This window comes from Georhizobium profundi, assembly GCF_003952725.1.
Classification (GTDB): Bacteria; Pseudomonadota; Alphaproteobacteria; order Rhizobiales; family Rhizobiaceae; genus Georhizobium; species Georhizobium profundi.
The window spans coordinates 684,005-706,444 of sequence record NZ_CP032509.1; the positions used below are offsets into that span (position 1 = coordinate 684,005).

The 22,440-nt window shown below is 64.1% G+C and carries 18 protein-coding genes; 15 read left to right on the plus strand and 3 right to left on the minus strand.

Annotated elements, in window-relative coordinates; translation table 11 throughout:
- Window positions 1-18 precede the first annotated feature (18 nt).
- Both lpdA (D5400_RS03275) and D5400_RS03285 read left to right on the plus strand, forming a co-directional pair.
- Window positions 19-1,425 carry a dihydrolipoyl dehydrogenase gene (gene lpdA / locus D5400_RS03275; RefSeq protein WP_126007631.1) on the plus strand — a complete coding sequence of 469 codons (1,407 nt, stop codon included), beginning with the start codon at window positions 19-21 and terminating at the stop codon, window positions 1,423-1,425.
- Between the two features lie 158 nt (window positions 1,426-1,583).
- Window positions 1,584-2,684, plus strand: a complete 1,101-nt coding sequence (locus D5400_RS03285) for a transferrin-binding protein-like solute binding protein (protein ID WP_164527766.1) — start codon at window positions 1,584-1,586, stop codon at window positions 2,682-2,684.
- A gap of 43 nt (window positions 2,685-2,727) precedes the next feature.
- Here D5400_RS03285 and D5400_RS03290 read toward each other — a convergent pair whose 3' ends face one another.
- Together D5400_RS03290 and D5400_RS03295 are read right to left on the minus strand one after the other, a co-directional pair.
- Complete coding sequence (locus D5400_RS03290; RefSeq protein ID WP_126012654.1) at window positions 2,728-3,726, minus strand: TraB/GumN family protein; 999 nt, start codon at window positions 3,724-3,726, stop codon at window positions 2,728-2,730.
- Window positions 3,727-3,928: 202 nt separating this feature from the next.
- Entirely contained in the window at window positions 3,929-4,828 is a 900-nt protein-coding gene (locus D5400_RS03295; RefSeq protein WP_126012657.1) for a tyrosine recombinase XerC, read from the minus strand.
- A 208-nt stretch (window positions 4,829-5,036) separates the two neighbouring features.
- Here D5400_RS03295 and D5400_RS03300 point away from each other — a divergent pair, with 208 nt between their 5' ends.
- The 11 genes from D5400_RS03300 (at window position 5,037) to D5400_RS03350 (ending at window position 18,911) form a co-directional block, all read left to right on the plus strand.
- Window positions 5,037-5,933 (plus strand): GNAT family N-acetyltransferase, encoded by an 897-nt coding sequence (locus D5400_RS03300; protein ID WP_126007635.1) that lies wholly within the window; start codon window positions 5,037-5,039, stop codon window positions 5,931-5,933.
- A gap of 112 nt (window positions 5,934-6,045) precedes the next feature.
- Window positions 6,046-6,738: a response regulator transcription factor gene (locus D5400_RS03305; protein WP_126007637.1), complete on the plus strand. Its 693-nt coding sequence runs from the start codon at window positions 6,046-6,048 to the stop codon at window positions 6,736-6,738.
- On the plus strand, window positions 6,728-9,205 hold the full coding sequence (locus D5400_RS03310; protein WP_245451411.1) for an extracellular solute-binding protein: 2,478 nt from the start codon (window positions 6,728-6,730) through the stop codon (window positions 9,203-9,205). Before D5400_RS03305 ends, D5400_RS03310 begins: the two co-directional genes overlap by 11 nt.
- Window positions 9,206-9,399: 194 nt before the next feature.
- Window positions 9,400-10,353 carry a Bug family tripartite tricarboxylate transporter substrate binding protein gene (locus D5400_RS03315; RefSeq protein ID WP_245451412.1) on the plus strand — a complete coding sequence of 318 codons (954 nt, stop codon included), beginning with the start codon at window positions 9,400-9,402 and terminating at the stop codon, window positions 10,351-10,353.
- Between the two features lies 1 nt (window position 10,354).
- The gene (locus D5400_RS03320) at window positions 10,355-10,885 is read left to right on the plus strand and encodes a tripartite tricarboxylate transporter TctB family protein (RefSeq protein ID WP_126007641.1); all 531 of its coding nucleotides are present in this window, start codon (window positions 10,355-10,357) and stop codon (window positions 10,883-10,885) included.
- A gap of 155 nt (window positions 10,886-11,040) precedes the next feature.
- Complete coding sequence (locus D5400_RS03325) at window positions 11,041-12,570, plus strand: tripartite tricarboxylate transporter permease (RefSeq protein WP_126007643.1); 1,530 nt, start codon at window positions 11,041-11,043, stop codon at window positions 12,568-12,570.
- Window positions 12,571-12,655: 85 nt separating this feature from the next.
- Window positions 12,656-13,900, plus strand: coding sequence for a 3-methyl-2-oxobutanoate dehydrogenase (2-methylpropanoyl-transferring) subunit alpha (locus tag D5400_RS03330; protein WP_126007645.1), 1,245 nt, complete (start codon window positions 12,656-12,658; stop codon window positions 13,898-13,900).
- A 91-nt stretch (window positions 13,901-13,991) separates the two neighbouring features.
- The gene (locus tag D5400_RS03335; protein WP_126007647.1) at window positions 13,992-15,005 is read left to right on the plus strand and encodes an alpha-ketoacid dehydrogenase subunit beta; all 1,014 of its coding nucleotides are present in this window, start codon (window positions 13,992-13,994) and stop codon (window positions 15,003-15,005) included.
- Between the two features lie 4 nt (window positions 15,006-15,009).
- Window positions 15,010-16,329 carry a dihydrolipoamide acetyltransferase family protein gene (locus D5400_RS03340; protein ID WP_126007649.1) on the plus strand — a complete coding sequence of 440 codons (1,320 nt, stop codon included), beginning with the start codon at window positions 15,010-15,012 and terminating at the stop codon, window positions 16,327-16,329.
- A 10-nt stretch (window positions 16,330-16,339) separates the two neighbouring features.
- Window positions 16,340-17,737: a dihydrolipoyl dehydrogenase gene (gene lpdA, locus D5400_RS03345; protein WP_126007651.1), complete on the plus strand. Its 1,398-nt coding sequence runs from the start codon at window positions 16,340-16,342 to the stop codon at window positions 17,735-17,737.
- 16 nt (window positions 17,738-17,753) lie between these two features.
- Window positions 17,754-18,911, plus strand: a complete 1,158-nt coding sequence (locus tag D5400_RS03350) for an AAA family ATPase (protein WP_126012663.1) — start codon at window positions 17,754-17,756, stop codon at window positions 18,909-18,911.
- A gap of 53 nt (window positions 18,912-18,964) precedes the next feature.
- Here D5400_RS03350 and fsa read toward each other — a convergent pair whose 3' ends face one another.
- Window positions 18,965-19,618 carry a fructose-6-phosphate aldolase gene (gene fsa / locus D5400_RS03355; protein WP_126007653.1) on the minus strand — a complete coding sequence of 218 codons (654 nt, stop codon included), beginning with the start codon at window positions 19,616-19,618 and terminating at the stop codon, window positions 18,965-18,967.
- 94 nt (window positions 19,619-19,712) lie between these two features.
- On the opposite strand from fsa, the gene D5400_RS03360 reads away from it, so the two are divergent.
- Window positions 19,713-21,947 carry a primosomal protein N' gene (locus D5400_RS03360; RefSeq protein WP_126007655.1) on the plus strand — a complete coding sequence of 745 codons (2,235 nt, stop codon included), beginning with the start codon at window positions 19,713-19,715 and terminating at the stop codon, window positions 21,945-21,947.
- Window positions 21,948-22,033: 86 nt separating this feature from the next.
- The gene (locus D5400_RS21345; protein ID WP_205665508.1) at window positions 22,034-22,393 is read left to right on the plus strand and encodes a DUF4345 domain-containing protein; all 360 of its coding nucleotides are present in this window, start codon (window positions 22,034-22,036) and stop codon (window positions 22,391-22,393) included.
- The last annotated feature ends 47 nt before the right edge of the window (window positions 22,394-22,440 follow it).

The window sequence follows — 22,440 nt, forward strand, 5'->3', positions numbered from 1 at the left end:
GTATAAGGATTTCATTCAATGGCTTACGATGTCGTCGTCATCGGTTCTGGACCGGGTGGATATGTCTGCGCCGTGAAGGCTGCGCAGCTTGGTCTCAAGACCGCGATCGTGGAGAAGCGCCCGACGCTTGGCGGCACCTGCCTGAACATTGGCTGCATTCCCTCCAAGGCGATGCTGCATGCTTCGGAAGTGTTTCACCAGGCGGGCCACAGCCATGCCGAGCTTGGTGTCGAGGTCGGAACACCGACGCTCAACCTGCCGGCGATGATGGCGCACAAGGATGCGGTCGTTAAGGCCAATGTCGATGGCGTCTCCTTCCTCATGAAGAAGAACAAGATCGACGTGCTCGTCGGCACCGGCAAGGTGCTCGGCGAAGGCAAGCTGTCGGTGACGACGGAGGGCGGCGAAAGCCAGGAAATCGAGGCGAAGAACATCGTGATCGCCACCGGTTCCGACGTCGCGAACATCCCGGGCGTTGACGTTGCCTTCGACGAGAAGGTCATCGTGTCCTCGACCGGCGCGCTGGAACTGGAGAAGGTGCCCGGTCACCTCGTGGTTGTCGGCGGCGGCGTCATCGGTCTCGAACTCGGCTCGGTCTGGGCGCGTCTCGGTGCCAAGGTCACCGTGGTCGAATATCTCGATGCGATCCTCGGTGGCATGGACGGCGAAGTCTCCAAGCAGTTCCAGCGCATGCTGGCCAAGCAAAGCCTCGACTTCAAGCTCGGCCAGAAAGTAACGGCCGTCACGCGCAAGGATGCAGGTGCTTCCGTCACGTTCGAGCCCGCCAAGGGCGGCGAGGCGCAGACGGTGGACGCGGATATCGTGCTCGTTGCGACGGGACGCCGGCCTTACACGGACGGGCTCGGCCTCGAAGATGCAGGCGTCGTCATGGAAAAGGGCGGTCGCGTGCAGATCGATGCGCATTTCCAAACCTCGGTGCCCGGCGTCTACGCGATCGGCGATGTCGTCGCAGGTCCGATGCTTGCCCACAAGGCCGAGGACGAAGGCGTGGCCGTGGCCGAGATCATCGCCGGCCAGGCCGGTCACGTGAACTACGAGGTCATTCCGAGCGTCGTCTACACGCAGCCGGAAGTCGCCTCCATCGGCCGGACCGAAGAACAACTGAAGGCTGACGGCGTCGCTTACAAGGCCGGCAAGTTCCCCTTCACCGCGAACGGCCGTGCCCGCGCAATGCTTGCCACCGAAGGTTTCGTAAAGATCCTCGCAGACAAGGACACCGACCGGGTGCTTGGCGTGCACATCGTTGGCGCCGGTGCGGGCGACCTCATCCATGAGGCAGCTGTGCTGATGGAGTTTGGCGGATCGGCGGAAGATCTGGCGCGCACCTGCCATGCCCACCCGACCTTGTCGGAGGCGGTCAAGGAAGCCGCGCTCGCCACCTTCTTCAAGCCCATCCATATGTAGGAAGATCGAAAGCGGTGTCTTTCCCGAGACGCCGCTTTCTCACCTGTACGGGTGATTGTACCCGTGCGCGCTCTGTCGTCTCTCTAGTCCCGCAAAGCGTGCGCCGAACCTGAACCAGGCGGCGCGCGTCTCAACATATGGGCTGGGGACGACAGACAATGACCACGAAAATTCTGCCAGTGCTTGCGCTGGCGCCTGTGCTGGCGCTTGCCGCGTGCGGTGGTTCGACCACGACCGGATCGATCGGGCCTGGCGCCGGTGCCGGCGGCGCGCCCGGCGGTGGTGGCGCAGGAGGCGGCGGTGATGCCGGTGGCGGCGCAGGCGGTGGAACCGGCAGCGCCATTCGCGGCGTTTCGACGAAGTTTGCGCGTGCGCAGCAGCCGAGCCCCACACCGGTTCCGATCTATGAGCAGGGCAAGTTCGCCTATGTGCCAACCGGCGATCTCGTGACCTCGAGTGCTCCGATCGAAGGCACGGCAGATTTGACGACCGCGAAGCAGGGCGATGGCTCGATCACCATCACCACCGGCGGGCTCTACCGTGACGGTTCGGCTGTTCCGGGCGCAACGGCCAATGCGCAATATCCGGCGCGGGGGACATCGACGACCAATGCGCAGCAATCCGAGTTCGTCGGAAATGTCGGCGCGTCCGTCGCCGATGTGATGGTCACCTATTACGACCTCGACCAAAACGGCAGCGACGAGTTCTTCACGATCGACCACCACCAGGACCGGGTGAACATCACCCAGCCGATCGACACGATCAGCATCTTCTATGGCGGCGACTTCGCACCAGCCTCGACCGTTGCAGGCCGCACAGGAACGGCGATGTTCACGGCGACGGATACCGGCAATGCAGACAAGGGTGCCGCTTACGTGCGCGTGGCGACCGGCACGGGCGTTTCCAACAGCCAGGTCGATTACGGCGGCGACGTGCGCATGGTCGCCGATTTCGGTGCGGGGACGGTGGACGGCGAGATTACCAATCTGCGTCGCTTCGGCACGCAGGACGCCGCGGACTTCTCGCTCCGGCTCGATGGCTCGCAGATCAATGGCCAGCATTTCGATGGTGGCGCGGTGACCATGTTGCAGGGGGCGACACCCGTTGCAAGCTTCACGGATTCTGCGGTGACCGGCTCGTTCCTAGGCCAGAACGCGGATGCCGTCGGTGGCGTATTCCAGGGGAACGGAACGCGCGGCGGCCAGGATGTGTATCTCGGCGGCCAGTTCATCGCGCGGGAAGGTCAAACGACCAACTGAGCTTCGAGCATGACAATGGAGCGGCGGCTGATCGGCCGCCGCTTCAATCGGCCCGTTCGACCGAATAGCCGGCATCGCGCAGGAGTTCGATCACGCCTTCGTCGCCGGGCAGGTGCAGCGCACCGACGGCGATGAAGGCGTGGCCTTCATTCAGAAAGGGTTCGGCGCGTTCGGCCATGATGCGATTGCGGGCAAGGACGATCCGCTCTTCGAAATCGGCATAGCCCTGCGCGTCTCTTTCGTGACCCTCAGGTGCAGCCTCGCGGAGCATCGGCATGATCATGCCGGTTTCGCCCGCGACGTAGAGATCCGTCATCGTCGCCGTGACGTCCTCGAGCAGGGGCCCGAGCGACAGCGTTTCCACCAGACCGCGCACATGAAATTCGAGCGACAGGCTGGCCATGGCGTCCAGCTGCTCGGCGATGGTCTCGAGCCCATCGACCGCCTTGCCTTCCTCCAGCGCCTGTTCGGCCAGCATCTGGTCGAGGAAGGCTGCGCCCTCGGCCTTTCTCGCGTGTTCGCAGGCCGGAAGCGCAACGAGACCGGCGATCATCCACGGCTTCATGTGCACGAGAGCGTCGACGGGCAGTCCGAGCTCATCGAGTCGGGTTTCGACAAGCGCGAAATCCTCGTCGCTCATCACGGTGCGCAAGGTGCGGCCATCGGTGAACATCGTCAGTTCGGGACGCGCTATGAGCGCCGCCTGCGCCACTTCGGGATCGAGGATCTCGTCGGTCTCGATGACGACGGTTTCCGATGCGTCGAGCGCTTGGCTCACGGTGTAGGTCAGTTCCGTCACGCGCGGATCGGCGACATGCATGGTGCCGAGAAGATAGGAGGCGACGCCTTGGTCGTTCTCGACGCGCCACAGAAGCCCTTCACCATTGGGCGTCGCCGCTGCCGCTTGCAGCAATGCCGGCAGACGTGGATCGTCTTCGGCGCGCATGCGGTCGATGAGGTTTTCGCCGCCGCATGCGGCTGGCTGCTCCTGCGCGTCGGCGCGCTCAAGCGTCGCCAGCACCATGAGGAGGCTCAGCGCCATGACGAGGTGGATCAATCCGAGCAGGCCGATGACGCCGCGCGCCAGATGCTCTTCGGTGACGGTTTTGATGCGTGCGATCACGAGACATCCCGGTGCTGTTGATCGCTCTGCGATAGCATTCGCCCGCGCAAGAAATCGTTAATGCCGCTCCGATCTCACGATTCCAGACGGTGAAACTGTGCCCAGTTCGCCTGGCAACGCTCTATGCGCGCGGATGGGCTGCGCGGTAGGCGGCAAGGAGCCGGGCGCTGTCGACGCCCGTATAGATCTGGGTTGTGGAAAGACTTGCGTGCCCGAGCAGTTCCTGGATCGTCCTGAGATCGCCACCACCTGCGAGAAGGTGAGTGGCGAAGGAGTGTCGCAGCGCATGCGGGGTCGCCGTATCGGGGAGACCCAGCGCGGACCGCATCTTGCGCATTTCCTTCTGGATGATTGCCGCATGAAGCACGCCGCCTCTAGCGCCGCGAAAGAGCGGTTCCGACGCTGCGAGATGATAGGGGCAAAGTCTTAGGTATTCGGCAATTGCCTGTCTGGCGACATCCATGAGCGGAACGAGCCGCGTCTTGCCGCCTTTGCCTGCTATGCGCAGCGTCGTCGTGGTCGGACCAACCGACGCCGGCGTCAAGGCAAGCGCTTCCGAGATGCGAAGACCGCAGCCGTAGAGCAGCGTCAGCAAGGCGGCATTGCGGGCAGCAACCCAGGGTTCGTCGGACATCTGATCATCGAGATTCGCGACGGCGACGGCCTGCTCTTCCGACAGGGGCTTCGGCAGGCTTCGCCCGGTCTTGGGGGCGCGCACATGGCGGGCGCCGGCTGCGTTCACGAGGCCTTCGCGTTCCAGATGGCGCAGGAACGAGCGGACGCCTGCAAGCCCGCGTCCGAGCGTGCGTGCCCCCGCCCCGCCGCGGCGTCGGCTGGCGAGGAAGGCACGCAGATCTGTCGGACGAAGATTTGCGAGATCGGCGATCGCAGGCATGGAACCTATGTGCCGGCTCATGAATTGGAGGAATTGCCGGAGATCACGCTCGTAAGCCTCAAGTGTGTTTGCTGACAGACGCCGCTGCATGCTGAGGCCATCAAGCCATAGCTGACGCTGCATCATCACATCCGGCGCGGCAGGGAGCAGTTCGGTTGTCACGCTACGTTACGCCCGAGAAACGTCATTTGATATCCGGTGGCTTTCCTCGAAGCCTCTGCGACAATGGTTATATAAGGGTTACGATGTTAGTGAGTGATGTCGGAAAAGCGGCTGTCATGCTGTCTTTACAAGAGCATGCGATGTCCGGTTGGACGCGATAACGGGGACACTTATGGTGCAGAAGCGCGATATTCACGGCGTGGTCGATGCCATTGCACTGCTGTCCCAAGGCCGTCCCGGACACATCGTCGACGAGCTCATCGCCGAGCGCGGACAGCGCCTGGTCAATCATCCGCTCTGGCCGGTGATGCGCCCATTCCTCTACAGCGCGCTGCATTACGGCAAGGCGCTGCAGTTTGCAGACGCCGTTGCCAACATGCCGGGGTTTCAGGCGTTCGAATATGCCAGTGCCCAGCTGAACCTGAATGTCGAGGTGAACCGCGGCGAGCGTATCCCTGACAAGGGCGGCTTCATCATGGTGTCGAACCACCCGACCGGGATCGCGGACGGGATCGCCGTTTTCGATCTTCTGAAGAATCGCCGGCCGGACATGATGTTCTTCGCCAACCGCGATGCTATCCGCGTCAATCCACGCTTCGTCGAGATGGTGATCCCCGTCGAGTGGCGCGAAGAGCACAAGAGCAAGCTGAAAGCGCGCGAAACGCTGCAGCTGACGACGCGCGCGGTGAAGGAAGAAAAAGCGACGGTGCTGTTTCCCTCGGGCCGCATCGCCTATTGGGCCAACGGCACGCTGAACGAGCGGCCGTGGAAGTCTTCGGCGATTTCGCTGTCGCGCAAATACGGGCTGCCGATCCTGCCGGTCCACATGACTGCGCGCAATTCCGGTCTGTTCTACTGGCTGTCGAAATGGTCGACCGAGCTGCGCGACATGACGGTCTTTCACGAGCTTCTCAACAAGAAGAGCCAGACCTTTGAGTTCACTATCGGCGAATTGCTGCAGCCTGATCAGCTCGAGGGCGATCCGGCAGTCGTCACCAAAGCGCTCGAATATCACTCTGTCTATGGGCTGAAGGCCGATCCTGACCGCGCATTTCGCGTCCAGTTCTGATCGGGTGCTGCTGCCGAGCGATCCCTCACGTCAGAATTGCTTTTTGCGCGCTACGGCTTGAAAATCCGTCTCGCTGCGAATGCCGCGGCGAAGAGGAGGATCATTCAGGCCGATGCGCATTCTGCTGGTCGAAGACAATCGCGATCTGGGCGAAGCGGTGGAAGGACGGCTCAAACGCTCCGGCCATTCGGTCGATTGGGTGCGCGACGGAGAAGCGGCGCTCGCTTTTGCGCGCGATGCGTCGTTCGATGCCATCGTCCTTGATCTCATGCTGCCGCAGCGCGACGGGATTTCGGTGATCTCGGCATTGCGAAGCGGCGGCGACGATACGCCAGTGCTCGTCGTCACGGCGCGCTCGGAAATCGACGACCGCGTCAGTCTGCTCGACATGGGGGCTGACGACTATCTCGTCAAACCGTTCGATCTGCGCGAGTTGGAAGCACGCTTGCGCGCGCTCATGCGCCGGCCGGCGGGGCACGCAACCAGCCGCATGGTGCTCGGCGATCTTGTGATGGAAACCGCGGCGCACTCGATCACGATTGCAGGCGTGCCGGTCGAGATCGGCCGACGGGAGTTTCGACTTCTGGAGATCCTGCTGTCGCGCGCCGGACAGGTGGTTGCGAAGGAGCGCCTGATGCAGCAGCTCTTCTCGATCGACGAGGATGTCGCGGTCAATGCACTTGAGCTCTACGTCTCTCGCTTGCGCCGCAAGATCGAGAACTCCGGCGTGTCGATCCTGACCGTACGTGGCATCGGGTATCTCGCCAGGGCCGATGCGGAGGCTCGCCCCGCCGATGCGCGCTGACAGCTTTTCGATCCGCCGTCGGATCACCGCCCTTGCCGCGTTTCTTCTCGTTGCCGCTGCGCTGATCCTTTTGGTCTTCATCAGGGACTATGCCGAGCGCGCCTCCGATCGCGCCTTCGACCGGCTGCTTGCAGCCTCGGCACTGACCATCGCCGGCGCGGTGCAGATCGAAGATGGCGACGTGACGGTGGAGCTTCCCTACGCATCCTTCGCGATGGTGTCGGGCGACGACCGGGTCTTCTATGCGGTGCGCGCGCCGGATGGCGCGCTCGTCACCGGCTATGACGATCTTGCTGCCGACATGCCGCTTGCGCAAACGCTCGATGCTGAGTTCGATGACGTGCGCTATGGCGGCGAAGTCGTGCGGGTCGCAAGCGTCGGTCGCCTGATTTCGACGGCGGACGGGACCGGATGGGTCACGATCCGTGTCGCCGAAACGCAAGGCGCGCGCGAAACGCTGTCGCGCGAGATCGTCAACAACGCGCTGGTGCCGCTCTTGGTGCTGACCCTGCTCGCCGCATGGCTCGTCTGGTACCTCATTCGGCGGACTTTCGCGCCGCTGCTCACGCTGGAACGTGAATTGCGCGCCCGCTCGCCCGACGATCTCTCGCCGGTGGACATTCCGGTGCCGGTGGAGGTGCGCCACGTCGTCGGCGCGCTGAACGAGTTCATGGCACGGCTGAACCAGTCGATGGTGCGCCTCAGCGAATTGGTGGCTGAGGCGGCCCACCAGGTGCGCACGCCGCTCGCATCGCTGCGCGCGCAGGCGGAGGTCGCAATGGACGAAACGGATCCGGCTGCCATGCGGGCCCGGGTCGAGCGGATCCACCAGGGCGCCGTGCAGTCGAGCCAGCTTGTGACCCAGTTGCTGATGGATGCGACGGTCTCGCATCGCCTCGATCTGCGCGACGTGCAGGTGATGGCTATCGGCGCGCTGGTCAACGAAGTGGCGCAGCGGCTCGATCCGGACCAATTGATGCGCATCAGCGTCGAGATGGAAGCCGATGTGGCGGAGATCGGCTTTCCTGCCGATCGCGTCGTCATGCGCGAGATGCTGAAGAACGTGGTCGACAACGCGCTCGCCTATTCGCAGGGCGACGTGATCATCCGCGTGGAACGCGCACAGGAAGAAAACCGTGACGTGCTCAATTTGTCGGTTCTCGATCGGGGGCCTGGTATCCCCGATGCGGAGAAGGAGGCCGTGATGGAGCGCTTTCGTCGCGGCGCGAGCGCCGGCGTTCAGCCGGGTTCAGGCTTGGGGCTGGCGATCGTGCGCCGCGTGGCCGAGGCGCATCGCGGGCGCTTCACTTTGAAGGACCGTGCCGGTGGTGGCCTCGTTGCCGAGATATGCCTGCCGCTTTCCGGGCGCGGAAGCGATCGCCGGGAGGGTCGGGCCGGACGAGGGGCGATCCCTGCGGCGATCGCGCTTCTGGTCGGCGCATGGTTCATGCCGTCGCACGAAGCTGCTGCCGAACCGCTCGTTTTCCCCGCAAGATCCGTGGAAACGGCAACGCTGACGATTGTTGGGACGACGGATACGCGGCTCTTCACGCTGTTCGTCGAGGCCTTTCAGGAGCGTTATCCTGACGTCGCTGTTCGTTACGACGAGACCGACACGCTGTTGATGTACGAGAATTATCTTGCCGGCACGCTCGATCCCCCGGCGGATCTGATGATCAGTTCTTCGTCTGACCTGCAGGTGAAGCTCGCCAATGATGGGCATGCATTGCGGCATGAACCCGCCGCGGTGTCGGTGCCGGATTGGGCGACGTGGCGGAACGAAGTTTTCGGGTTTACCTTCGAGCCCGCAGTGATCGTCTACAATCCTGATCTCGTCTCGCAGGATGAAGCGCCGCGCACGCATCTGGCGCTTGCGGAGTTTTTGGAAGCCAATGTCGCGCGCCTGACGGGAAAGGTCGCGACCTACGACATCGCAACGAGCGGGGTCGGCTATCTGCTCGCCGTCCAGGATCAACTGATTTCATCGCAGTTCTGGCGTCTCGCTTCGGCCTTCGGGCGGACAGGCGCCGTTCTCAGCGGATCGAGCCCCGATATTCTCGACCGGGTCGACGCCGGCGAACTGGCGATCGCCTACAATGTGCTGGGCTCCTACGCGTTTGCCCGGCAGGCGGAGGGCGCGAATATCCAGATCATCGTGCCCGATGATTACGTGCTGGTGCTGACCCGCAGCGCGGTGATCGCACGCGATGCGCCGAATGCGGAAACGGCAAGACTCTTTCTCGATTTTCTCCTCTCCGATGAGGGTCAGGCGGTGGCAGCAGGACCGACGGCGCTCGGCGCGGTGCGCGGTGGCGTGCGCGGCATCTGGACGGCTGCGAACATTACAGAGATGGGGCGAGGCGCGGTGCAGCCGATCGCGCTTGGCCCGGCACTCATGGTCGCGCTCGACCAGCAGCGGCGCGCGCGTTTTCTGGAGACCTGGCGCGGCATCGTCTCGCCTCCATGACCAGGACGGGACATGGCTGACAGGTGGACGACAGGTTGGCGTGTTAGTTTCTGCCGTGATCGGGTCTGGGAGGGCCTCAACGATCCTTGGGAGGAGGTTGCTCAGCGCCCCCCCCATTTGACAGTTTCATCGCCCTTCCAGCCGTTCGAAGCGACGCCGCATGGCGTCCGAAACAGAACACCTGGGAGGTCATCTTGAAGAAATCCGTATTCGCTGCTGCTTTCGCGGCACTGCTCACCAGCACATCCGCTTTCGCGCAGATGGACGAACTGAAGATTATGGCGCCCGCAGCGCCAGGCGGTGGCTGGGATCAGACGGCCCGTTCGATCCAGTCGGTGCTCCAGGCTGAAGGCCTCGCGTCCAACATCCAGGTCGAGAACGTTGCCGGCGCCGGCGGCACGATCGGTCTCCAGCAGTTCGTCAACCGCTCGGCAGGCGATCCGACGGCAACGATCGTCGGCGGCTACGTCATGGTCGGCGCGATCATCGCCAACGCCGCTCCGGTCACGCTTGCCGATGTCACGCCGATCGCCCGTCTGACCGGCGAGTACGTCGTCGTCATCGCACCGGCCGACAGCGAAATCGACAATGCCGAAGAGCTAGCCGAAGCCATGCGCGCCGATCCTGGTTCAGTGACGTGGGGCGGTGGTTCCGCCGGCGGCGTCGACCACATCGCGGCCGGCCTCTTCGCCCAAGCAGCCGATGTCGACCCGCGCGCCTTGAACTACATCCCGTTCTCCGGTGGCGGCGAAGCGCTTGCGGCAATCCTCGGCGGCCAGGTCACCGTTGGCATTTCCGGTTACAGCGAGTTCGCATCGCAGATCGAAGCCGGCGAAGTGAAGGTGATCGCGATCACCGCTCCTGAGCGTCAGGACTATGTCGACGCGCCGACCTTTGCCGAGCAGGGCTTCGACCTCGACGTCCAGAACTGGCGCATGATCGCAGCCGCCCCGGACATTTCGGATGAAGAGCGCCAGACACTGACCGACACGATCCGGACGATGTCGGAATCCGAAGCATGGGCCACCGAACTCGAAACACGCGGCTGGGTGAACACCTATCTCGACGGCGAAGAGTTCCAGACCTACCTGAACCAGGAGATCGAGGCGACGACTGCCATCCTCTCCGACCTCGGCATCAGCCAGTAAGATGGCGACGCACGAACAGGGCGGGGCCGGCATGCGCCGGCCCGACGAGGCGGCCCGTCGCAAGTTCGACCTCGGTGGATTGGCGATCGCGATCGGGCTGTTTCTGTTCTCCGCCCTGATCGCGCTCGACGCGTCCTCCTATCCCGAACGGCGCAGCTATGCGCAGATCGGGCCGGAGATATTTCCTTACATCGTCGCCATCGGCATCGCCGTTTTCGGCGTTCTGACAGTCGTAATGGCACGGCGCGGGGACTTTCCCGAACGCGAAGCCTTGAACTGGGGTCCGGTAATCTGGATCATCGGGGCACTCGCCGGCATGACCGCGCTGCTCTATGCGGGCGCCGGTTTTATCATCGCGTCCGGGGTCCTGTTCGGTGGTGCCGCGCGCGGTTTCGGCCGCAAGCCAGTGATCCTGACCGTGTTCGTCGGCGTGGTGATCTCCGCGCTGCTTTACGTGCTCTTTCGCCAGGGTCTCGGGCTGTCGCTGCCGGCCGGGCTGATCGAGCCGTATCTCAACGCGCTGTTTCGTTAGAGGTGTCGCGTTGCTGTGCGGTGAACCCGTTCTCGCCGCACCTGGAAACGCACCAGCCACTTCCGTCCTTGCAGAATTGCAGCTTGCCGAGCGACGCCTCTGAATTTCAGGCTTGAGCCAGCGGTCGCTGCCCAAACGAGAGTATTCCGACGATCATGGATACGTTCGCGCTTCTTTTCGATGGTCTGCTCATCGCAGCACAGCCGGCCAATCTCGGCTTCGCGCTGCTCGGTGTTCTGCTTGGCACGGCCGTCGGTGTTCTGCCGGGCCTCGGACCGGCACTGACCGTAGCCCTTCTTCTGCCCGTCTCGCTGTCCTTCGGGGCCACCGGCTCCATGATCATGTTCGCCGGTATCTATTATGGCGGCATGTATGGCGGGGCGATTTCCTCGATCCTCCTGAACACCCCCGGCGAGACCGCGTCGATCATGACGGCGCTCGAGGGAAACAAGATGGCGAAGGACGGGCGCGGCGGCAAAGCGCTCGGCGCTGCGGCCATCGGCTCCTTCTTCGGCGGCACCTGTGCCACGATCGGCCTTGCGATCATCGCGCCGCTGATGGTGAAGGTGGCGCTCTCCTTCGGTCCGGCGGAATATTTCGCGCTGATGGTGCTGTCGTTCCTCACGGTTTCGGCGGCCTTCGGCGGTTCGCTCATCCGCGGCCTGACGGCGCTCTTCATCGGCCTTTCGATCGGCCTTGTCGGCATCGACAGCCTGACGGGCCAGGCGCGCCTCTCCTTCGGCGTTCCCCAGCTTCGCGACAACATCGATATCGCCATCATCGCCGTCGGCCTGTTCGCCATCGGTGAAACGCTGTTCATCGCCTCGCAGGCGAGCACGATCAACGAGAAGCTTCAGGCCGTGAAAGGCTCCGTCTGGCTGAGCCTTGCCGAGCTGAAGCGCTGCTTCAAGCCGTTCCTGCGCGGCACGGGCCTCGGCTTCCTGTTCGGCCCGCTGCCGACCGGCGGCGCCGAAATCCCGACCTTCCTTTCCTATTCGTTCGAGCGGAAATCGGCCAAGGGCATTGCCCGCGAAGAGTTCGACAGCGGCAAGGGCGCCATCGAAGGCGTGGCCGGCCCCGAATCAGCCAACAACGCATCGGCCGCCGGCACGCTCATCCCGCTTCTGACACTCGGCCTGCCGACATCGGCGACCGCTGCCGTCATGCTCGCCGGCTTCCAGCAGTACGGCCTGCAGCCGGGCCCTCTGCTCTTCACAAACAATCCTCAACTGGTCTGGGGCCTGATCGCCAGCCTCTTCATCGCCAATCTGATGCTGGTGCTCCTCAACCTGCCGTTCGTCGGTATCTGGGTGAAGCTTCTGACGATCCCGCGCCCGTGGCTTTACGCTGGTATCATGACCTTCGCCTCGCTCGGCATCGTCGGCGCGCAAGGCTCTGCCTTCGCACTGATCCTGTTGCTGGTCTTCGGCATCATCGGCTTCATCATGCGTCGCTTCGATTATCCGCTGGCACCGGTTCTCGTCGGCGCCATCCTCGGGCCACTGGCCGAAGAGCAATTGCGCCGTGGATTGATGATCAATCAGGGTGATTTCACGTTCCTCTTCACCTCCTGGATTGCCCTGACGATCTATGCCGTCGCCATCGCTGCCGTTGCGGGCCCCATCCTTTGGACCAAGCTGTCCAAGCGGGGCCGGGCCGCCGCCGAGGCGCTCCACGAGCATTGATCTTACGTCTTGATTGCGCGCGGGGGCATGGATTTCGCGCGCGATCGCCTCTACCGTTCGGCAGGACATCGAACGGGAGGTGCTGATGGCCGGAAGTTCAACCGGAAACGGGCCGCTTCAACTGCATGTGCCGGAGCCTTCGGTCAGGCCCGGCGATCAGCCTGACTTCTCTTCGGTGAAGATACCGCAGGCTGGGACCGTCGAGCGGCCCCCAGTCGATGTCGATCCTCGCGATATCCGCGATCTCGCCTTCTCGATCATTCGCGTGCTCAATCGCAAGGGCGAGGCTGTCGGCCCGTGGGCGGGAAGCCTCACCGACGAGGAACTGCGCGACGGCCTGCGCGACATGATGACCCTGCGCGCCTTCGATGCCCGCATGCAGACGGCGCAGCGCCAAGGCAAGACCTCGTTCTACATGCAGCATATGGGCGAGGAGGCGGTCTCCTGTGCGTTTCGCAAGGCGATGGAGCCGGGCGACATGAACTTCCCGACCTATCGGCAGGCCGGTCTTCTGATCGCCGGCGGCTATCCGATGGTCGACATGATGAACCAGATCTATTCCAACGAAGCCGATCCGCTGAAGGGCCGGCAGTTGCCGATCATGTATTCGTCGAAGGAGCATGGCTTCTTCTCCATCTCCGGCAATCTCGGCACACAGTTCATCCAGGCTGTCGGGTGGGCGATGGCGTCGGCTATCAAGCGCGACACCAGAATTGCCGCCGGCTGGATCGGCGACGGCTCTACGGCGGAGAGCGATTTTCACGCAGCACTGGTCTTCGCCTCCACCTATCAGGCGCCCGTCGTGCTCAACATCGTCAACAACCAGTGGGCGATCTCCACCTTCCAGGGTATCGCGCGCGGTGGTTCCGGCACGTTCGCGGCGCGGGGTCTCGGCTTCGGCCTGCCGTCGCTCAGGGTCGACGGCAACGACTATCTGGCCGTCCATGCGGTGGCGAAATGGGCGGTCGAGCGGGCGCGTCGCAATTTGGGTCCGACGCTTGTCGAATACGTCACTTACCGCGTCGGCGCGCACTCCACCTCCGACGACCCGTCCGCCTACCGTGCCAAGACCGAATCGGACGCCTGGCCGCTTGGCGATCCTGTCATCCGGCTGAAGAACCATCTCATCGTCAAAGGGCTGTGGAGCGACGAACGCCACAAGCAGGCCGAGGCGGAAGTCATGGACAGCGTGATCGCGGCCCAAAAGGAGGCCGAGAGCCACGGCACGCTGCATTCGGGCGGCAAACCCTCCACGCGCGACATGTTCGAGGGCGTCTACGAGACGATGCCGCCGCATCTGAGGCGCCAACGCCAGGAGGCGGGGGTCTGATGGATCGCAGTCTTGAAAACGTGTGCGGCGGTGCCCTGTCGTCACGGTCGGGCGCGTCCAATCCAGGCAGCCTGATGCAGGGAGCTCGCTGATGGCGCGCATGTCCATGATCGAAGCCATCCGGTCGGCCATGGATGTCTCCATGGAGCGCAATGACGATGTGGTCGTGTTCGGCGAGGATGTCGGCTATTTCGGCGGAGTTTTCCGCTGCACGGCTGGACTTCAGCAGAAATACGGGAAGACGCGGTGCTTCGACACGCCGATTTCCGAACTGGGCATTGTCGGTGCGGCGATCGGCATGGCGGCCTACGGCCTCAGGCCCTGCATCGAGATCCAGTTTGCCGACTATGTGTATCCAGCCTTCGACCAGATCGCATCGGAGGCCGCGCGCATTCGCTATCGCTCCAACGGCCAATTCACCTGCCCGATCGTGATTCGCATGCCGACGGGCGGCGGCATCTTCGGCGGGCAGACGCACAGCCAGAGCCCGGAAGCGCTGTTCACCCATGTCTCAGGTTTGAAGGTCGTCGTTCCGTCCAATCCGGTCGACGCGAAAGGTCTGCTGATCGCGGCGATCGAGGATCCGGACCCGGTGATTTTTCTGGAACCGAAGCGGCTCTATAACGGGCCGTTCGACGGGCATCACGACAAGCCTGTCACGCCCTGGTCGAAACATGCCTTGGGCGAGGTGCCGGAAGGGCACTTCACCGTGCCGCTCGGCAAGGCGGAGGTGCGCCGGGCGGGCGCGGAACTCACCGTGCTCGCCTATGGCACGATGACCTATGTGTCGGAGGCCGCCGCTGCCGATACGGGCATCGATGCCGAAATCATCGACCTCAAGACGCTGCTGCCGCTCGATCTGGAAACGATCGTTGCTTCCGTTTCAAAAACCGGACGGTGCGTGATCGTGCATGAAGCGACGCTGACATCCGGCTTCGGCGCGGAGCTTGCCGCGCTCGTGCAGAAGCATTGTTTCTACCATCTTGAAGCGCCGATCACGCGCGTGACCGGCTGGGACACGCCCTATCCGCATGCGCAGGAGTGGGATTATTTCCCCGGGCCCGCACGTGTCGGCCGGGCGATGATCGAGACGATGGAGGGCTGAGGCGATGGGCGAACGCGCAATCAAGCTGCCCGATGTCGGCGAAGGCGTCGCCGAGGCCGAACTCGTCGAGTGGCATGTGAAGATCGGCGATGCCGTGCGGGAAGACGATATCGTCGCCGCCGTCATGACCGACAAGGCAACGGTGGAAATTCCGGCACCCTGCGATGGCGAGATCGCCTGGCTCGGCGCGGACGTTGGCGATGTCGTCGCCGTCGGCTCGGTGATCGTGCGCATCAGGACGGGTGAGGCCGGATCGGACGAAGACCCGACCCCGAAGCCGATGGATGACGGCGCGGAGGAAGCGCTAATCGCTGACGGGCTGAGCGGCGAGGGCGAGGATTTGCCGCCACCGCCTGCAACCGAACCCGAAACAGTCGATACAAAGCCGGCAAAGGATTCTGAGCCGAGGGAGCCAAGCCTCAAACGGCCTACCCGCCCCGTTGCGGCAATCAGTGCCGACAAGCCGCTGGCTTCGCCGGCCGTGCGGCTGCGTGCCCGGGATGCGGGCATCGATCTGCGTCAGGTGGTGGGGTCCGGTCCAGCGGGCCGAATCACCCATGACGATCTCGATCAGTTCGTTGCCAAGGGTCCGAGCGCGGCATCGCCGGCCGGTCTCATGCGACGCACCGATGTCGAGGACATCAAGCTCGTTGGCCTCCGCCGCAAGATCGCGGAGAAGATGGCTATCGCCAAACGCCACATTCCCCACATCACCTATGTGGAGGAAGTGGACATGTCGGCGCTCGAGGATCTGCGGACGGCGCTGAACCGTGACAAGCGCCCCGACCAGCCGAAACTGACGCTGCTGCCGTTCCTCATGCGGGCGATGGTGAAGGCGATCGCTGCACAGCCGCAGTTCAACAGCCATTTCGACGACGAGGCGAACATCATCCACCGCCATGGCGGTGTCCATATCGGCATCGCGGCGCAAACGCCGTCCGGGCTCGTCGTGCCCGTTGCCAAGCACTGCGAGGCGCGGGACCTCTGGGAATGCGCGGCGGAAGTCGGCAGGCTTTCGGACGCGGCGAAATCGGGTACGGCGACGCGCGAGGAGCTTTCGGGTTCCACGATCACGATCACCTCGCTCGGCGCGCTCGGCGGCATCGTGACGACACCCTTGATCAACCATCCGGAAGTCGCGATCATCGGGGTCAACAAGATGGCGATCCGCCCCCATTGGGACGGCACCGCGTTCGTGCCACGGCGCATGATGAACCTGTCCTGCAGTTTCGATCATCGGATCATCGACGGCCATGATGCGGCGGTCTTCGTCCAGCGGATCAAGACGCTGATGGAAACGCCGGCCATGATCTTCGTGGCATGAGGGGGCGGTGATGAAAGACATTTCCTGCAAGCTTCTCGTCATCGGCGCCGGTCCCGGCGGCTATGTCTGCGCCATTCGTGCCGGCCAGCTCGGCATCGATACGGTCATCGTGGAGGCGGTGAAGCCCGGCGGCACCTGCCTCAATGTCGGCTGCATCCCATCCAAGGCGATCATCCATGCGGCCGATCAGTTCGCCGAGACAAAGGCTATGGCGGCCGGCGAAAGCCCGCTCGGCATCACGCTTGCCGAGCCACGCATCGATCTCACCCGTACGATGGCCTGGAAGGACAAGATCGTCGGGCGACTGACGACGGGCGTGGCGGGACTCTTGAAGAAGGCCGGCGTGAAGACCGTGCAAGGCTGGGCGCGGTTTCGCGACGGCAAGACGGTCGAGGTCAAGACCGAAACCGGCGTTCAAGTCATCCGGGCGGAATCGATCGTGATCGCCACCGGCTCGGAATCGGTGCCGTTGCCCGGGCTCCCCTTCGGCGGTTCGGTGATTTCCTCGACCGATGCGCTGGCACTCAAAGCCGTGCCGGAGCGGCTCGCCATCGTCGGCGCCGGCTATATCGGGCTCGAACTCGGCACGGCCTTCGCCAAGCTCGGCTCACAGGTGACCATCGTCGAAGCCGCCGATCGCATCCTGCCGCTCTATGACGGCGAACTGACGCGCCCTGGCGCGAAGCGGCTGGGCGAGCTCGGCATAGAGGTCGTCCTCGGGGCAAAGGCGCGCGGGCTTTCCGGCAAAGGCGATGCGCTTCTGGTTGAGGGGGCACACGGCAACGATCTGCGCATCGCAGCCGACAAGGTGCTGGTGACGGTGGGCCGGCGGCCGCTGACGGAAGGCTGGGGCCTCGAAGAACTCGATCTCGACCGCTCCGGTGCTGCGATCCGCATCGACGAGACCTGCCGCACCTCGATGCGCGGCGTCTACGCGATCGGCGACGTCACGGGCGAGCCGATGCTTGCGCATCGGGCCATGGCGCAAGGCGAAATGGTGGCGGAAATCATCGCTGGCCACCGCCGCGCTTTCGACAAACGCGTGATCCCGGCAGTGTGTTTCACCGATCCGGAGATCGTGACGGCGGGGCTCTCGCCCGACGAGGCGCGTCGCGGTGGCCGCGAGGTCAAGATTGGCCTCTTCCCGTTCCAAGCGAATGGCCGGGCGATGACGATGGAAGCCGAGCAGGGTTTCGTGCGGGTGGTTGCCCGGGCGGACAACCATCTCGTTCTTGGTATTCAAGCAGTGGGGAAAGGCGTTTCGGAGCTTTCCGCTGCCTTCGGCATCGCGATCGAGATGGGCGCGCGGCTGGAAGACATCGCCGGCACGATCCATGCCCATCCGACACAAGGCGAGGCGCTGCAGGAAGCGGCGCTGAAGGCGCTGGGCGCGGCGCTCCATATCTGATGGCCGCGCCATGTCGATGAAACTCCGGTCGCTGACCGTTGCCGGCTATCGCTCGCTCAAGTCGATCCGCATGGAGATCGGCGACGTCAATGTCTTCGTGGGCGACAATGGCGTCGGCAAATCCAATCTTTATCGGGCGCTGCATCTCGCCCAGTCAGCGGCCGAAGGGACGTTCGCGCGCGAAATCGCTGCGGAGGGCGGCATGGCGGCCGTACTCTGGACCGGCACGCGCAAGAAGGGGCGGCCGGTGCGCCTGTCGATCGCCGTCGAACTTATCTACGAGGACACGGCGCTTGGCTGGCGCTACACGATCGATGCCGGCCTGACGCCGCCGATGGGCGCCGGATTTCCGTTCGAGCCGCAGATCAAGGAAGAGCGGCTCTCGATCGACCAGGGCCGGCGTGTCGTGGACGTAATGAAGCGCGCCGGTCAGGGACTGTCCTACCGCGATGCCGACGGGCGGATGCAGGAGTATCCCGTCAGGCTTCTCTCATCCGAAACGGGCTTGGCTGCGCTTGGCGGATCGGGGCTGCATGCGGAAGCGGCGATCGTGCGCGATACGCTTGCCCGGTTCCGCTTCTACCACGGCTTTCGCAGCGACGCCGGGTCGCCCTTGAGGGCAGCATCGCTTGCCGTGACGGCGCCCATGCTCGACATGGACGGCAGCAATCTCGCGGCTGTGATGGCGACGTTGAAACATATCCGTGGCGATACGGTCGATCTCGACCGGGCCGTTGCCGATGCCTTGAAAGGTGCCTGGCTCGACATTCCGCTACCGGATCGCGAAGCGCGCTTCGGCGTCGTCTTCCCGCAATTCCCGCAGCGCGGTTTCTCGGCTGCCGAGTTGTCGGACGGGCAGATCCGGTTCCTGGGCCTTGCCGCAGCCCTGCTTGCCTATCGCATACCGCCCTTCATTGCGCTGAATGAGCCCGAAGCGAGCCTGCATCCGTCTATGCTCTCGCCGCTTGCCGACATGATCGCGCGTGCGGCGAAGGATGCGCAGATCTGGGTCGTCACCCACGCGCCGGAACTGGCAGACCTCATCACGGACCGCACCGGTGTGCGGGCGAAGACGGTGATCCGGCAGGAGGATGGATCGACCTGGATCGAGAGCATGCGTCTGACGGGGCAGCTTCCGGACGAGGCCGACGAAATGGATGATGACGACGCATGAAAAAAGCCGGCGGACGGGGCCCGCCGGCTTGATGCTCTTGAACCAGGTGCCGATCAGGCGATCGTCTGGCCGGTCTTCTTCCAGTCTTCCAGGAACGTCTCGAGACCCTTGTCCGTCAGCGGGTGCTTGACGAGCGACTTGAGCGTGGCCGGCGGCGCAGTGACCACATCGGCGCCAATGAGAGCGGCGTCCTTGATGTGGTTCGCGGTGCGGATCGACGCTGCGAGGATTTCGGTGTCGAAGCCGTAATTGTCGTAGATCTGGCGGATCTCGCGGATCAGGTCCATGCCGTCGAGATGGATGTCGTCGAGGCGGCCGATGAAGGGCGAGATGAACGTTGCGCCGGCCTTGGCAGCCAGGAGCGCCTGGTTGGCGGAGAAGCACAGGGTTACGTTGACCAGCTTGCCCTGTTCGGTGAGGGCCTTGCAGGCCTTGAGACCGGCGAGCGTGAGCGGCAGCTTGATGCAGACATTGTCGGCGATCGCACCGAGAACTTCTGCTTCGCGCATCATGCCGTCATAGTCGACCGCAGTGACTTCGGCAGACACGGGACCTTCGACGATGTCGCAGATTTCCTTCGTGACTTCCTTGTAGTCGCGGCCGGACTTCATGATGAGCGAGGGGTTGGTCGTCACGCCGTCGAGAAGGCCGAAATCGTTCAGCTCCCGAATTTCGGCGACGTCGGCGGTATCGACAAAGAATTTCATCAGATTGTCTCTTCTGCTTTGCTTTGGCTGCCTGTTGGCCGGTAAGGCCGTTTCGGGTTCCCTTTAGACCAAACAGGGGGCAAGGTCACGCATCATGACCCGCCATTCCGCTGCCGATTCTCAGAGCGTTCTGTTCGACGCGCCACCAACGCCCGTCGTCCCCGTGCCGGTCGTCTCCGTGCTCGTGCCGCTTCCGGCGCCCGAGCCATATTCCTATGTGGTGCCTGAGGGTCTGCAAGTCCAACCCGGATCGCTGGTACAAGTTCCGCTCGGCCCCCGTCAGGTGCTCGGCGTCGTGTGGGATGGGCCGCCGGGGCGTGAGATCGATGCGCGCAAGCTCAGGCCCATCACGCATGTCTTCGATTGTCCGCCGCTCGATGCGGTGATGCGCCGGTTCATCGAATGGGTTGCCGATTATACGCTGTCGCCGCCCGGTCTCGTCGCGCGCATGGCGCTGAGGGCCCCGGCGGCGCTCGATCCGGAGCCGATGATCGAGGGGTTGGCCGCGACCGGTGCCGTGCCCGAGAAGCTGACGCCTGCGCGGCGGCGCGTGCTGGACACGGCACAGGAAACCGGCGCCTGGACGAAATCGGGCCTTGCCCATGCGGCTGGCGTCTCGTCTTCCGTCGTCGACGGGCTCGTGAAGCAGGGCGCGTTCGCACCCATCCTTCTGCCGCCGCCGCCCGTCGTCGCTTTGCCCGATCCGACCTATGGCGGGGCGGAGCTCAGCGACGGGCAGGCTGGGTCTGCTGCGATCCTGCGCGAGGCGGTCGGCAAAGCACGGTTCGGTGTGCATCTTCTCGATGGCGTCACCGGTTCGGGCAAGACCGAGGTCTATTTCGCCGCCGTTGCAGAGGCCATCGAGCAGGGCAAGCAAGCGCTGATCCTGCTGCCGGAAATCGCGCTGACGCCGGCCTTTCTCGCTCGCTTCGAGGCCCGGTTCGGCGCGCCGCCGGCGGAGTGGCATTCCGAACTTGCGCCCCGTACCCGTGAAAGGGTCTGGCGGCAGGTGGTAGACGGGCGCGTGCGCATCGTCGTCGGCGCCCGCTCGGCACTCTTCCTGCCGTTCAAGGAGCTTGGCCTGATCGTCGTCGATGAAGAGCACGATCCGGCCTACAAGCAGGAAGATCGGGTGTTTTATCATGCGCGCGACATGGCGGTGGTGCGCGCGCGGCTGACCGATTGCCCGGTGGTGCTCGCCTCGGCCACGCCGTCGATCGAAAGCCGGGTCAATGCGGAGGAGGGGCGTTACGGTCTCCTGAAGCTTTCCAGCCGATATGCCGAAGCGGCAATGCCGGATTTGAAGCTGATCGACATGCGCCAAAGCCCACCCGCGCGGGGCGGCTTCCTGTCGCCGCTGCTTCTCAAGGCTGTCGCTGGTCGATTGGAACGCAAGGAGCAGTCGCTGCTCTTCCTCAATCGCCGGGGTTATGCGCCGCTGACGCTCTGCCGGGTCTGCGGACACCGCTTCCAGTGCCCGGATTGTTCAAGCTGGCTCGTCGAGCATCGGTTCCGCGGCCAGATCCAGTGCCACCATTGTGGCCATGCCGAACCGACGCCCCAGGCCTGCCCTGAATGCGGGACGCTCGATCATCTCGCAGCCTGCGGCCCGGGCGTCGAACGCATCGCGGAAGAGGTCGTCGGGCATTTTCCGGACGCGCGTATCGTCGTCATGTCGTCGGATCTGCTCGTCGGGGCAAAGCGCGTACGGCTGGAACTGGAGGCCATTGCCAAGGGGGAGGCCGACATCGTCATCGGCACACAATTGGTCGCCAAGGGACACAATTTTCCTCTGATGACGCTCGTCGGGATCGTCGATGCCGATGTCGGGCTGACGAGCGGCGACCCGCGGGCGGCGGAGCGCACGTTCCAGCTTCTCTCGCAGGTCACCGGGCGCGCCGGGCGCACCGGCCTCAAGAGCCTTGGTCTCATCCAGACCTACCAGCCGATGCATCCGGTGATGCAGGCGCTGGTATCGGGCGATGCGGATACGTTCTACGAGCGCGAAATCGCCGAGCGGGAACGGGCCAAGCTGCCGCCGTTTGGGCAACTGGCCGCGATCATCGTTTCGGCGAACACCCGCGCCGAAGCGGACGAGCACGCGCGTGGCTTGCGCCGCGTTGCGCCTGCCGCCCGGGGCCTCACTGTGCTCGGACCGGCGGAAGCGCCACTCGCGCTCATTCGGGGGCGTCACAGGTTTCGGCTGCTGGTGCACGGCGAGAAGCGGGCCGACATGCAGGCCTATCTGAAGGCGATGCTCGCCAGCGGTCAGAAGGAGCGGGGATCGGTGCGCGTGCAGGTCGATATCAACCCGCAGAGCTTTCTCTGACGGCAAAGCGGTGCGGCGTCACGCAGCGCTTTACCTGACGTTGCGCCTATCCTATCGGTGCGAAGCGCAAATCAGGAGGTGCTTCGTTGGAATTTGCTTTTCCCTGGCCGGGCAGCCAAGGCGAATGGCTGGCGTTCGGTGCCGCCGTCGCGACCGCGCTTCTCGGGCTCTGGCACTTCGTTGCGCTGCTGTTTACCCATTTTCCAAACGCCTTGGCGGTTCGCGCGCAGGCCGCGGGCCTGCAATTCGGCGCAGGCGCCGTCGCCGTCCTGATGGCGCAGCCGCTCGTCTATCTGGCGATCGGAGCGGGATGGGCGGCCGCGGTTCTGATCAAGATCGTCGCGATGGCGCGCCACGGCAGGGCCGATGGCACCACACTGCTTTCGCTGATCCTGGCACTCGTTCTTGCCGTCCTGCCGCTCGGATACGTCTTCGGAATGCTCTGACTGCGACGGAATGCGCCAAGAATGCGCCCAAAGCAGGCGTCCTGGCG